This window comes from Thermomicrobiales bacterium (genome assembly GCA_037045155.1).
GTDB lineage: Bacteria > Chloroflexota > Chloroflexia > Thermomicrobiales > CFX8 > JAMLIA01.
This window is the reverse complement of record JBAOIG010000005.1, coordinates 869,285-881,677: the sequence shown is the minus strand read 5'-3', so window position 1 is coordinate 881,677 and position 12,393 is coordinate 869,285. Positions and strand designations below refer to the sequence as shown.

The 12,393-nt window shown below is 65.5% G+C and carries 11 protein-coding genes; 10 read left to right on the top strand and 1 reads right to left on the bottom strand.

The window, feature by feature from the left end; genetic code table 11:
* Positions 1 to 195: 195 nt before the first annotated feature.
* From V9F06_14210 to V9F06_14170, 9 genes are all read left to right on the top strand, one after another.
* The gene (locus V9F06_14210; GenBank protein MEI2618763.1) at positions 196 to 870 is read left to right on the top strand and encodes a phosphoribosyltransferase family protein; all 675 of its coding nucleotides are present in this window, start codon (positions 196 to 198) and stop codon (positions 868 to 870) included.
* Positions 871 to 946: 76 nt separating this feature from the next.
* Positions 947 to 1,594 (top strand): response regulator transcription factor, encoded by a 648-nt coding sequence (locus V9F06_14205; protein MEI2618762.1) that lies wholly within the window; start codon positions 947 to 949, stop codon positions 1,592 to 1,594.
* A gap of 146 nt (positions 1,595 to 1,740) precedes the next feature.
* On the top strand, positions 1,741 to 2,370 hold the full coding sequence (locus tag V9F06_14200; protein ID MEI2618761.1) for a hypothetical protein: 630 nt from the start codon (positions 1,741 to 1,743) through the stop codon (positions 2,368 to 2,370).
* A 132-nt stretch (positions 2,371 to 2,502) separates the two neighbouring features.
* Positions 2,503 to 2,652 (top strand): hypothetical protein, encoded by a 150-nt coding sequence (locus V9F06_14195; protein MEI2618760.1) that lies wholly within the window; start codon positions 2,503 to 2,505, stop codon positions 2,650 to 2,652.
* Positions 2,653 to 2,773: 121 nt separating this feature from the next.
* Complete coding sequence (locus V9F06_14190) at positions 2,774 to 3,385, top strand: LuxR C-terminal-related transcriptional regulator (GenBank protein MEI2618759.1); 612 nt, start codon at positions 2,774 to 2,776, stop codon at positions 3,383 to 3,385.
* A 191-nt stretch (positions 3,386 to 3,576) separates the two neighbouring features.
* Positions 3,577 to 4,125 carry a hypothetical protein gene (locus V9F06_14185; protein ID MEI2618758.1) on the top strand — a complete coding sequence of 183 codons (549 nt, stop codon included), beginning with the start codon at positions 3,577 to 3,579 and terminating at the stop codon, positions 4,123 to 4,125.
* A gap of 217 nt (positions 4,126 to 4,342) precedes the next feature.
* Entirely contained in the window at positions 4,343 to 5,050 is a 708-nt protein-coding gene (locus tag V9F06_14180; GenBank protein MEI2618757.1) for a hypothetical protein, read from the top strand.
* Between the two features lie 804 nt (positions 5,051 to 5,854).
* On the top strand, positions 5,855 to 6,514 hold the full coding sequence (locus tag V9F06_14175; GenBank protein ID MEI2618756.1) for a hypothetical protein: 660 nt from the start codon (positions 5,855 to 5,857) through the stop codon (positions 6,512 to 6,514).
* 3 nt (positions 6,515 to 6,517) lie between these two features.
* Entirely contained in the window at positions 6,518 to 7,249 is a 732-nt protein-coding gene (locus tag V9F06_14170; protein MEI2618755.1) for a hypothetical protein, read from the top strand.
* Between the two features lie 141 nt (positions 7,250 to 7,390).
* On the opposite strand, the gene V9F06_14165 is transcribed toward V9F06_14170, so the two are convergent.
* Positions 7,391 to 9,370, bottom strand: coding sequence for a S9 family peptidase (locus tag V9F06_14165; GenBank protein MEI2618754.1), 1,980 nt, complete (start codon positions 9,368 to 9,370; stop codon positions 7,391 to 7,393).
* A 100-nt stretch (positions 9,371 to 9,470) separates the two neighbouring features.
* On the opposite strand from V9F06_14165, the gene V9F06_14160 reads away from it, so the two are divergent.
* Positions 9,471 to 12,329, top strand: a complete 2,859-nt coding sequence (locus tag V9F06_14160) for a hypothetical protein (protein MEI2618753.1) — start codon at positions 9,471 to 9,473, stop codon at positions 12,327 to 12,329.
* The last annotated feature ends 64 nt before the right edge of the window (positions 12,330 to 12,393 follow it).

Below are 12,393 nucleotides of genomic sequence, written 5' to 3'. Positions count from 1 at the left end.
AAGCCTCAACGGCTCCAGCAGTCCGCATCGGAATGATCCGACCGACTGCCGACTAGTCTAATACGTCCTCGCGATGATCTCATAGCGCCTTCCGTCTCCCGCGTGGTATCGTCTGGCGTTATGACACGTCCCGACGCGCGGGGATTGCCCGGGGAAGTGGGCGCCGGGGCAACGAGCGCGGAAGGGAGCAGCGCAGTGCTGCTGGATGTTGACTCCAATCTCGATCTCGCACAGGCGCTATTCGACCTGGGCGGCGTGCAGTTCGGCTCATTCGATCTCGGCCCGACGGCAGGAACATCACCGATCTACATCAACCCGCGCGTGCTGATCAGCGAGCCGTCGATGCTACGCCGCGTCGCCCGGCTGATCCACTCCGAGATCCAGGCCGACCACGCCCGCCGCCGCTCGCGGATTCACTCGTTCGCTGCGATCGCCGGCGTGCCGATGGGCGGGCTCCACATTGCCACCGCCTACGCGCTGGAGAGCGACACCCCGCTGATCTATCTGCGTCCATCCCGCAACGGCAATGTGGGTGATGCCCAGCCGGTGATCGAGGGACGCATCCTCGTCGGCCAGTCAGCGCTGATTATCGACGACCTGATGACCGGCGGCACCTCGATCCTCTCGACCGCCGAGCGGCTGGAAGACGCCGGGATGGCCGTCCGCGACGCCATCGTCCTGATCGACCGCGAGCAGGGCGGCGTCGAGCGGCTCCACGAACGGGGCTATAACGTCCTCCCGATCCTGCGGCTCAAGACGATGCTCAACTACTACCACTCGTCAGACCTGATCGACGCCGCCACGTTCGAGCGCTGCATGGCCTACCTCAAGGACGCCCACGGCCAGCAAGACGCCGCGTCGCCTGCCTGACCGGCTGCTCGCGTCGACATTCAACTCGCGCCCGCATGCTATGGTTGCGACATCGCGACAGGCAAGGCGGGCGCACATGACGCCACGGACGGTGCTCCTCATTCCCACAAACGACATCGGCTGGACCGCGCTCCGGCACGAGCTCGCGAGCCTGCCGGGAATCCGGGTCGAGGACGCGGCTGGAGATGCCGAGGCAATCCTGGCGCAGGTGCGGAAGTTCCGGCCGACCGCCGTCATCACCGCTGCCCACTTCCACGGCGAGCCAGTCACGTCGCTCCTCCGCCACATCCGCCGCATCCTGCGGACAGCCATCTTCATCATCATCGACAACGAGGTCGAGTCAGCGACTCTGCCCGACCTGGCGCGGGCCGGCGTCTCCGCCTACCTGCTCTGGTCGCGCCTCTCCGCCACCGACCTGCGCCCGACGCTGGAGGTGGCGCTGGCCGGCACGACTGTCGTCCTCTCCAACGAGGTCGCCGAGGCGTACGACCAGCTCCTGCGCGAGCCGACCGGCCCGTCGCCGCAAGCCCCGACACTGTCCGACCGTGAGTTCAACGTCTTGCGCCTGCTCGCCAGCGGCTACAGCCGCCAACAGATCGCCGAGCAACTCTCCATCAGCCGACGCACCGTCGACCGGACGATCGACGACCTCAAGGCCGTCCTCGCCGCCCCGACCCGCGAGCGCCTGATGGTGACGGCCGTCAACCTCGGCCTCGTGCGCTGACGAGCCGGGTTGGCGGAGATTCGCCACCGTTTTGGCGACCATTCGCCGCGGAAATGGCGAGTTCTCCCTTGACCGATCGTATGCGTCGGGGCGATGGTGAGCTAGGGATGGTGTTCTGCCTGAAGCGCGCCGAAAGGAGACATGCTATGCGCGCCCGAATCTTCGTCGCGTTCGCCACTGTGGCGAGTCTTGCTTTATTCGCTCTTGTCTTTGGCGTCATACAACCGACGGCATCGACCGCCGCGCCAGACGCGGGAGTCTGCGTCAGCATCGGGGTACCAATCACAGACACGCCGACGGCTGAGGAGGCAGTCAAGCTCAAGCGTATTGAGGATGAGATCGGTAAGCCGCTCGGACGGTACACGATCGGCGAAGAACACTGCTTCGCAACAGAAGCTGAGGCTCAGGAGTTCGTGAAAACGCTTGACGAGCCGGAGTCTTCAGTTGCCGAACCGCAAGGAGGTTTTGCGCCGTCGTCGTACATCGTCGCACATCTCTATGAGCACGCGGACTACAACCAGTATGTGAGCGGTCGAGCGGCTTACTACACTGCGTCGCTCCCGTGTAGTTCGCAAGCCGCATTGTTCTACTATGTCGGCGACTACATGAACGATCGCACATCGTCGGGATTCACTCAGCGCAACTACGGATGTGACGGTGGATTTCGATTCTATCTCGACGCGAACCTGACAACTGGGCCGTATCTGTGCAGTCCAGAGTGTGCCTACGTCGGCAATACTGCCAACGACAAGATTTCATCGATGATCGTCCATTAGGTGGACGATGCGCGCCTTCGGCAGGCGCCATCCCTCACGCGCTCACGACGAATATCGATGATCACTACGCCACAACGAGCATCGCCGAACGCGAACTTCAGGTGTCGTGATCTCACGAGATGGACGCGATACATGCCCACAATCGACGTGTCGCTCCTCGCCGCTCTGTTCGTGCTGATGCTATTCGTGGTTGTCCTCGGCGCGTCCGTGGTTGTCGTTATCTGGATCGCGCTTCGGCCCCTCCGACGGAAGGACGAACGCGAAGAACAGGCTAACGGCTGAGCGAGATCGCCGCTCTCGCACGCCATCGAAGGCACGCGCCGCCGTGACGCTGACCCGTTGCCGCGCTCAACTCCTGCATATGTGCTATGGTAGGGTATCAGTGCGGACAAGGCAGTCGCGAATGACTCCACGGACGGTGCTTCTCACCCCAACGAACGATGTCGGCTGGACCGCGCTCCGGCACGAGCTCGCGGACCTGCCGGGTGTCCGGGTCGAGGACGCGGCTGGAGATGCCGAGGCAATCCTGACGCGCGTTCGCGAGCTCCGGCCTTCCGCCGTCATCACCGCTGCCCACTTCCACGGCGAGCCAGTCACGCCGCTCCTCCGCCACATCCGTCGCACCCTGCGCGCAGCCGTCTTCATCATTGTCGACAACGAGGTCGAGTCAGCGACTCTGCCCGACCTGGCGCGGGCCGGCGTCTCCGCCTACCTGCTCTGGTCGCGCCTCTCCGCCGCCGACCTGCGCCCGACGCTGGAGGTGGCGCTGGCCGGCACGACGGTCGTCCTCTCCAACGAGGTCGCCGAGGCGTACGACCAGCTCCTGCGCGATCCGGCCGGCCCGGCGCCGCAAGCCCCGACACTGTCCGACCGTGAGTCCAACGTCCTGCGCCTGCTCGCCCGCGGCCACAGCCGCCAACAGATCGCCGAGCAACTCTCCATCAGCCGACGCACCGTCGACCGAACGATCGACGACCTCAAGCCCACCCCCTCCGCCCGGCCCGCGAGCGCCTGATGGTGACAGCGGTCAACCTCGGCCCCTTGCGCTGACGAGCCGGGTTGGCGGAGATTCGCCACTGTTGTGGCGACGATTCGCCGCGTAAATGGCGAGTTCTGCGTTGACAGGCCCAAACGCTACTTCATAGCATGTCTCGAAGGCGTTAGTTCGGTGATCTGCAAAGCATTGACGCATGACCGGAGGGCACCATGCTATTCATGAGGCTACGTGCCAAGCTCGCCACCAGACGAACTGGCCGAGCGAAGTTAGCTCCGCGCCTGATTCACATCATCTTTTCGGCAGCCATTATCAGCATGTGGCTCACGTTACCGTCAACGGTTGATGCGGCGAACACGGCGACGTGGTGCAAGTGGCCGTGGCCATGGCCGACTACCGTCAATTACGAAATCGTCTCGTCCCACTTCACGGCCGACCATGCCAATCGCATTCAGTACGGTGGCAATACGTGGTCGGAAGGCAATTTCAACCTTGTCCTCCAACGGGATCTATACGGGTCAAGACCGAATAAGGTGGTCAAAGGTAATCCTGATCCATCGCGGCCGAACGTGATCGCGAGAACCGCCGTGGGCGTGATCGACTGCCATATTGATCCTTCGCCACAACCATATCGCACCATTACCCAAATCACGACGACGTTTCATAACAACGTGAATTGGTACAGCGACTGTCTGGCCGCTGGCCCTACGTACTGCCAAACAAACAATATGCACGATCTGCATAATGTTGCAGCTTCATGAGTTCGGCCACTGGTTCTTCCTTCTGGATACGTATGACTCAGCGGATTCCGCCGATACTATGTATGGATGGATTTCATTCGGGGAGACACTGAAACGAACCCTGAACTGGCACGATCGGCATCAGGCTTGGGTTATGTACGGCTGCAGGAACGGCGGCTCGACGTACTGGTGCTAGACATGTAGTCATCGGTGCCGTGCCGAAGGGAGATGCGATTCCATGTTCGCTCGGTCATTGGTTCTGATCGGCCTGGCACTGGTGATCACCGCATGCGGGGAAACTAGCCCGGAGGCCGAACGCCTAAACGGCGCGGGTGCTGAGCAAGCAGCACCAACGGCAACAAACACGCTCGATGTGGAACTGAGAGAGGGCGAGTGCATCGTAACTGGCGTGTCGATCGCGATGATCCCCGACATCGCGTCGCTCGCCTGGGCGTCGGACCAGATCGTCGGCGGCGAGATCCTGCGCGCGCACCCGACAACGCCCGATCCTCGTGACGCACGATTGCCGCTCCACACGGACTTCGATATCAAGGTCGAATCGTACGTCCGTGGCCAGCCGATCGACACGCTGACGATCCGGCAGCCGGGCGGCGAGATCCCCGGCGGCTGCGCCGATCCGATGGGCCAGCTCAAGCTGGCGCCCGGCGACCGCTTCCTGCTCTTCCTCGACCACGACGAGCGAATCGAGTTTGGCGATGCCTACCTCGTCGTCGGCGAGCGGCAGGGCTACTGGCGGCTGACCGACGACGACATGTTTACCGACCTGCCCGCGCACTACGCCGCGTTCGAGCGTCAGCCGCTGGCGTCAGCAACTGCCGCGATCCGCGACGCGCTGCTCGGCGAGATGCCGGCTGGCCCGATCGCGGGCGTTGCGCCAGTCGTCCCGCTCAATGCCGCGCCGCTCAACCCAGCGCTGGAGGAGTAACGGCGCCGACGATCTCAGGGGCGTCTTGATCGGCCCGACCTCCGAGAGACTGATCGTCGCGACCGTCAACCACGGCCTCGTCCGCTGAAACGTTCGATGGCGAATACTTGCCACGATTTTGGCGGGGACTCGCCATCGTTTTGGCGGATTCTGCGTTGACCAATGCTTGATCTCGATCAACAATAGGTCCATTGCTTCGGCTGCAGCCAAGCACTCCGGCTGTGACGCCGGGTGACCAACAGCAAGAATTGAGGGAATGAATGCGACAGAGGACGAGGTTCGACATCATCCGAACACTGTTGGCAGCTTCGTTCTTAACGCTCGGATGGCTCGCGCTCTTACCGGGTGAAGCATTCGCGCTCGATACAACCGTCAAATACGATCTGACGGCAAATATCTCAAGTCCTATGTGTCATACAGCAAATCGACAAACTGCGTGTCGGTTTCTGCACGCTATTACGACGACTCCCGAGGCAATGGTGGTGCGGAACAGTGGCGATTAGCGTACACCCGCGACCTGTATTGGAACGGATCGGGCTGGGTTACTGGACGGTCTCAGGAATGGAGCAGATGGTACTATAATCAGTTCTTCGATGGTTGGGAGTGTCGCTGCAGTACTCATGGCTACTCAACGACTCTCGTTGATGTGATCTTCCTGGGCAACTACTACTCATGTGACGGCGGTGGCTCCTGCTGGTATTGGTACTCAGATGTCTTGCATCACTACATCGCGTCGTCATGAGAGGGTGACGACGACCGTCTGTCTGGTTGAGTGATACAGGAAGGGCAACATCGATGCAGAGGATGCTTAGCCGATCAGGTCGTAGAGTGTTCGTTCTCCTGGGGCTATCACTGGTGATCACGCTCACTTCGAGCATCTCTGCCGCGGATGCGCCGGCTCGCCGTCCCGATTGGCCGCCGTTCCAGATGACGTATGAGGAGTTCGGCTACCCGAGCGGCGTGTCAACGCCCCCGACGACCGACACCTGGGTCGTGACCTGGCATGGTCTGGGGCGATGGGAGAAGGAGCTGACTGGCAGCACGACGAATCCTCAAGCAGTCGGCGACACGTACCACTTCGACGGCAAGCGATTCATCGTCGATCTTTCGCTGCCCGGCGCCGACGACATCGCGATCGACCACACGGATGGCGTACCGGTCATGCCGAATGCCTGGCTCGTGCCGGGGCGCGACGCCGCGCTCGCGTCAAAGGGGTTCCACCGCTCAGCCGACCCGACGTCGAACGTCGTCCAGTATCAACGCGAGGTGACTGTCCCATGCTCGGCGGCAGGTCCCGAACAGCGTCCCACGGCCTGCGCAACCGGAACGACGTTCACGCGCCGTGAGACGATCGTCTATACGACCACGATCATCCCACCCATGCCCGTCGAGCTGTGGGACGAGATCGACGGACAGTCCGTCTGGCGCGTCAGTGTGTTACGCGTCGAACCGATAATGGAGTAGTCATTGAGCACGCAGGCATGCGATGAGCGTCGAGCAACGGGCTCCGCTCGATTGCGGATAGGCGTCGCGCTCGCCGCTACTGCCTGTGTCCTCACTATCGTCGCCTGCGCGCGCGCCGGGCCGACTGAGCCGACGGCTCTGCCGGCCGCCTCACCGCCTGTCCAGGCTGAGCTTATCGCCCTCATCCGCGCCGAGAATCGAATCCTGTTCGACGCCATCGTCTCCGGCGATCCGTCGCGCTACCCAACGGTCTACTACAACGACCCCACCGTGAAGATGCATCCAGACTACGAGTACTCTCTCAGCCTGTATGGCGACGAGGCACGCGCCACCCTCGCGACGCTCTCCGGCGGTCCGATCGGCGCACGGGACGGCTACCTGACGGCCCGGATCGCGTCGCTCATCTACGGCGAGCGCAATACGGCAGCGTGGGAGGCTGCGATCGCGACGGCGGAAGCCGAGGGCCGGCAACCGTCGATCGACGACCTCCCCGAGGGGTTCGTGCCGATGGAGCGCGTCACCGCCGACCGCTGGATCGAGCCGGACTACCACCTGTTCGACGTTCGCGCATCGGCCGACCGCGGCAGCGCGAAGGTCGCCTTCGACCCGCCCGAGGCCGGCGGTCAGGTGCTGACGTACCAGTTCGTCCGCGTCGACGGCCGCTGGTACGTCAGCTACTCCGAATCGTTCTGGAGCCAGGGGGAGCCGGGGTATCAGGGCGCGAGGGTGCCGTGAGGCACCCGACGGGCTATGTCCGAGCGGCCGGCAGTCCAGCGATGGCGGGCCTGCGGCCCGCAGACAGCGCTAGCGCTGTCCCTACGAAACCGTAGAGCGCCGTCTCCCGCTCCTCATCCCCCATCCCTCATCCCCCATCCCTCATCCCTTAACGTACTGATCGAACCAGCCCAGCACTCGCTCCAGCAGGTCGCGCTGGTGGTGGTATTCGCCGATGCCGTGCGGCTCGCGGGGGTAGACAACCATCTTCGTCGGCACGCCCATTGTCTTCAGCGCGTTGTACATCTCCCAGCCCTGGCTGACCGGCACGCGGGTGTCGTTGCCGCCGTGCAGCACGAGGGTCGGCGTCGCCACCTGGCCGACGTAGCGCATCGCGGAGGTGTGCCAGTAGGCGTCGGTGTCTTCGGCAAACTCGGCCACCATCCAGGATCCCGCCCAGTCGACGATGTCAGTCGTGCCCTGCATGCTGGTCCGGTTGGTGACGCCAGCCCCGACGATCGCCGCCTTGAAGCGGTTCGTCTGCGTGATCGTCCAGGCCGTCGTGAGGCCGCCGTAGCTCCAGCCACCGACCCCGAGGCGTTCCGGGTCGGCGATGCCGCGCTCGATCAGCTGGTCCAGGCCGGCCTGCGAATCGCGATAGTCCGCGCCCATCCAGTCATTATGGTTGGCGATCTGGAACTCCCAGCCGCGGCCGGTGCTGCCGCGTGGGTTGGGCATCAGGACGGCGTATCCATGGCCGGCCAGATACTGGCCCATGTCGTGCCAGTTGGCGTAGAAGTGGTCGTCCCAGGCCCAGGACGGCCCGCCGTGGACGTGGAGGATCGTCGGGTACGCCTTGCCCTCCTCGTAGCCGACCGGGTAGATCAGCAGCCCCTCGATCTCCAGTCCGCCTTCGGCAGCCCAGCGGACCAACTCAGTGCGGCCGAGCGCGCGGGTGGCCAGGTCCGCGTTGAAGCGGGTGAGCTGGCGCGGCGCAGCGCCGACCACGCCGGCCCAGACCTCGGCCGGGCGGGTCGAATCGCCCCAGATGGCCGCAAAGCGTCCACCATCGGCGCTGAATCCCAGGCCGAGCGGCGTCATCTGCATGCCGGTCGACCAGGCGCCGCGTTCCTGCTGCTCGCCGTGGAACAGTGGCTCCACCGTCTCGCCATCGAGCGTCAGGGTGACGACGTTTGAATAGACGCTCTTCAGACGCAGCAGCGCCAGGTGGTCGGCCAGCGGCCAGGCGAGCGACAGCGCAGTGAAACCCTCGTCGCGGGCCAGCTCGCGGACGCTGGCCGGATCGGCTGCGTCGACGAGGTAGAGGGCATGGCCGGCGTCGCGCTTCAGATCGAACGCGGCGAGGAAGGCAAGCTGCGCGCCGTCCGGCGACCAGGCCACCGAGCCGGGCGCGCGGAACGATGGCGATTCCCCGCCGACTACTGTCAGCTCGCCGCCGCCGGCCGGAACCAATCCGAGGCTAAGCCCATACTGCCCCTCGCCAAACCCCAGATGCCGTGAGACGACAACGGCGATCCGCTCGCCGTCGGGAGACCAGTCATGCTGCCAGACGTTCCACTCGCCCTCCAGCAGCCGCTGCGGCTCGACCGCCACCAGGGCCGGCTGGCCCAGCGGGTCGGACTGCAGCTCGACGACGGCCAGGCGAGCCAGCTTCTCGTCCTCCTGATGGACGTAGGTGTCGTCGCGCTCCTCCTTGCGCTTCTTCTCGTCCTCCGTCTCCGGGTCGGTCGCGAGGACGGCGACCTTCGCGCCGTCCGGCGACCAGACCGGGCTGGCGACGTTCGCGTCCCACTGCGAGACACGCACCGCCTCGCCGCCGTCCGGGCTGATGACGTAGAGGGCGCCGGTCCCGCGCTTCTCGCGGTCAGAGATGAAGGCGATCAGCGAGCCATCCGGCGACCAGCGCGCCTGCCCGTCGCTGGACTCCCCAGTGGTCAGCCGGCGCAGGCCGCTGCCGTCGGTCTCGGCCAGCCAGAGGTCGGCCTCCGGGTACTCGCCCTTCTTGGCGATCGGGCCGAGGCTGAAGACGACCCGGCTACCATCCGGGCTCATCGCGATGCCGCTGGGGGCGCGCTGGTTGATCGCGTCCTGAATATCGATCGGTCGTTGCTCGTCGGTCACTCGTGCTCCTCCTCGATGGTCCCGACCCGGCGACGCTGCCGGGCCGCCGCGGAGTATCGCGCATGACGACGATTCCCGCGACTACTGGCATACTCCGGCCATGCAGACGCTCGACCGAATAGCCAGGCGGCCAGCGCCGGCCGTCGCCATCCTCTATCTGCTGCTCACCTGCTGGATGCTCTGGCCGCTCCCGCGCTATGCCGGGTCGGCGGTGCAGGACCCCGGCGACCCGCTGTTCGAGATCTGGGTGATGCGCTCGGTCCAGCACAACCTCATCCACCAGCCGCTCCGCCTGTACGACGGCAACGCCTTCTACCCCTTCAAGTACTCGCTGGCCTACTCCGAGGAGGCGATCTCGACGGCCCTCGTGGCCTGGCCGGTTTACCTCGCCAGCGGCAACGACATCCTGGCCTACAACGCCGTCTTCATCGCAACGTTCTGGCTGATGGCCTTCGCCGTCTTCCTGCTGGCCCGCGAGCTGGGCGCCAGCCCCGGGGCGGCGTTCATCGCCGGAGTCGCCGCCGCGTTCGCCCCGGCCCGCTACAGCCACCTCAGCCACCTGCACCTCCTCGCCCTCTGCTGGTTGCCGCTGGCGTTCTGGGCATTGGCTGCGTACCTGACCCGATCGTCGTCAACCCGCCCGCCCGGGAGCTCCCCCGCTCCCTTGTCATTCCGAGCCGCCGCGAGGAATCTCCTCCCCGCTGGAGACAGCCGGACAGAGGAGAGATCCTTCGCGGCGGCTCAGGATGACAAATCCACGGGGATTGTGTCGATCCCGCCTTCTTGTCATTCTGAGCGCGCGCGCGAAGAATCTCCCCCGGCTGGAGACAGCCGGACAGAGGAGAGATCCTTCGCTGCGGCTCAGGATGACAAATCCACGGGGATTGTGTCGATCCCGCCTTCTTGTCATTCTGAGCGCACACGCGAAGAATCTCTCCCGGCTGGAGGGAGCCGAACTGAGGAGAGATCCTTCGCTGCGGCTCAGGATGACAAGGAAGCTGATCATCTTCCGACCCGACAGACGCCTGCCAACCAGCCAGGCAGGGTTCGTCAGCAGCGTTATGTCGTGCTGTTCGGCGTGACGCTGGCAATGCAGCTACTCGCCTCGCTACACGCTACCGTGCTGTCGACGGTGGCGCTCGGGCTATTCCTGCCGTTCGTGCTGTGGCGCGGGAGGCCGTTGGCGCGGCGCGAGTGGGTGACGCTGGGGCTGGCGCTGGTCGTGCCGTACCTGCTGCTGGCGCCGACGCTGCTGCCCCACCTGTGGGTCGGCGAGATCTACGGATTCGAGCGCAGTCGCGCCGAGCTGCAGGCGTTCGCCTCCAGCCCGGGGGCGTACCTCGATGTCTTCGTAACCAACCACTTCTGGGCGGGCCGGCTCGGCACGCGCAGCGAGGCATTCTTCCCCGGCGCGATTGCGCTGGCCGGCGCGGCGCTGGCAGCGCTGGCCTGCCGACGCTGGCCGGCCCGCTGGGCGCTGTTGCTGACGCTCGTCGCCGCGATCTTCTCCTTCGGTCTCTCGCTGCACATCGCCGGGCGGAGCGTGCCGATGCCCTGGGCGCTGATCTACGATGCCTTCCCGCCGATCCGGGGGATCCGCGGAGTCGGCAGGTTCGGGCTGCTGACCGCGATCGGCGTCCCGCTGCTGGCCGCGTTCGGCTACACGGCAGCCTGGCGACGTCTCGCGCCGCGGCTCGGGAATCGGGCGCTGCCGGTCGCGCTCGCCCTGACCGCGCTGCTGACTCTGGGTGCGACTGTCGAGCTACGCAGCGCGACGCGCACCGACCACATCCCGCCAGATCCGTCGTTCGTCGCCTGGCTGGCCGAGCACCCTGCCGGCCCGGTCGTCGAGTTCCCGGCCGACGGACTGATCACACACCGGACGAGCACCGACGACGGGCTGTTCGAGCCGATCCGCGCGATGTACCTCTCCACTCGCACCTGGAACCCGATCGTCGCCGGATATAGCGGCTTCATCCCCGAGCCCCACTTCGCGCTCATCAGTCTCCTCGGCCAGCACGGCGACGAGCCGTCGGCCGTCACTGCCCGTTCGGTCGGCGTCCTCCAGGACCTCGGCATCCGCTGGATCGTGATCCGCCACAAGCAGGGGTACGACTGGCAACGCGCGACCGCGCTGGCCAACGCGCTGCCCGAGCTGCGGCTGGCCGGCCAGGTCGACGGCGCGACCATCTACGAGCTGAGCCCTGGGGAACGCGCGCCCATCGCGCTGGACGACGCGCAGATCAGCATGCCGGCCGCGATCGGCGCGGGGTTGCCGTACTACGTGTCGCTCCGGATCGAGAACCCGAACCCGAACCCCGCGCTGCTGCGGCTCACGCCGTCCCCGGACCTGCAGATCGTCTGGCGCGACACCGCCGGCAACATCGTCCTGCGCCAGCACTCTGCGTCGACGCTGCCGCTGGCCGCCGAGCCGGGCACGTCTGGGACGCTGACGCCGGTCGAGACGCCGGCCAAAGCGGGAACCTACACCGTCGAGGCCTGGCTGGACGGCCACCCGGCGACCCGGCGCGAGCAGCAGGTCGAGATCTTCCACGCTGAAGCGACTGGCGAGCCGGCCGCAAAGCTGGTCGGCGTCCGTTGGGACCCAACGACAGTCACGCCCGGGGCGACGGTCGCCGTAGACGTCACCTGGCGTGTGCTGCGGCCGCTCGGCGCGGAATATGCCTCGACCGTCCAGCTCATCGACGCCGGGGGCGAGCGGAAGGCAGGCTACGATCTGCTCCCCGGCGGCTACGACCCACCCACCAGTCAGTGGCAGCCCGGCCAGGAAGTCACCCTCCACTACCAGCTTGCCGTCCCGCCCGACTTCCCGGCCGGCAGCTACCGGCTGCTGACCGCCCTCTACGCATGGCAGGAAGGCTACCCGCGCCTGCCCATCGTCCGGCCGGATGGCACGACAGGCGCAGAGGCGCTGATCGACGGGTTCATCGTCCGGTAAGAAGACGGGCCGGCGAGTGAATCCTCGCCGGCCCGCGTTGCTTCCTCTCGGTCAGACGAACCGC

What these genes read in the sequence shown, in the direction of transcription:
- V9F06_14160 (MEI2618753.1), top strand. Translation starts at nt 9,471, where the DNA reads ATGCAGACGCTCGACCGAATAGCCAGGCGGCCAGCGCCGGCCGTCGCC.
- V9F06_14200 (MEI2618761.1), top strand. Translation starts at nt 1,741, where the DNA reads ATGCGCGCCCGAATCTTCGTCGCGTTCGCCACTGTGGCGAGTCTTGCT.
- V9F06_14185 (MEI2618758.1), top strand. Translation starts at nt 3,577, where the DNA reads ATGCTATTCATGAGGCTACGTGCCAAGCTCGCCACCAGACGAACTGGC.
- V9F06_14195 (MEI2618760.1), top strand. Translation starts at nt 2,503, where the DNA reads ATGCCCACAATCGACGTGTCGCTCCTCGCCGCTCTGTTCGTGCTGATG.
- V9F06_14190 (MEI2618759.1), top strand. Translation starts at nt 2,774, where the DNA reads ATGACTCCACGGACGGTGCTTCTCACCCCAACGAACGATGTCGGCTGG.
- V9F06_14175 (MEI2618756.1), top strand. Translation starts at nt 5,855, where the DNA reads ATGCTTAGCCGATCAGGTCGTAGAGTGTTCGTTCTCCTGGGGCTATCA.
- V9F06_14180 (MEI2618757.1), top strand. Translation starts at nt 4,343, where the DNA reads ATGTTCGCTCGGTCATTGGTTCTGATCGGCCTGGCACTGGTGATCACC.
- V9F06_14205 (MEI2618762.1), top strand. Translation starts at nt 947, where the DNA reads ATGACGCCACGGACGGTGCTCCTCATTCCCACAAACGACATCGGCTGG.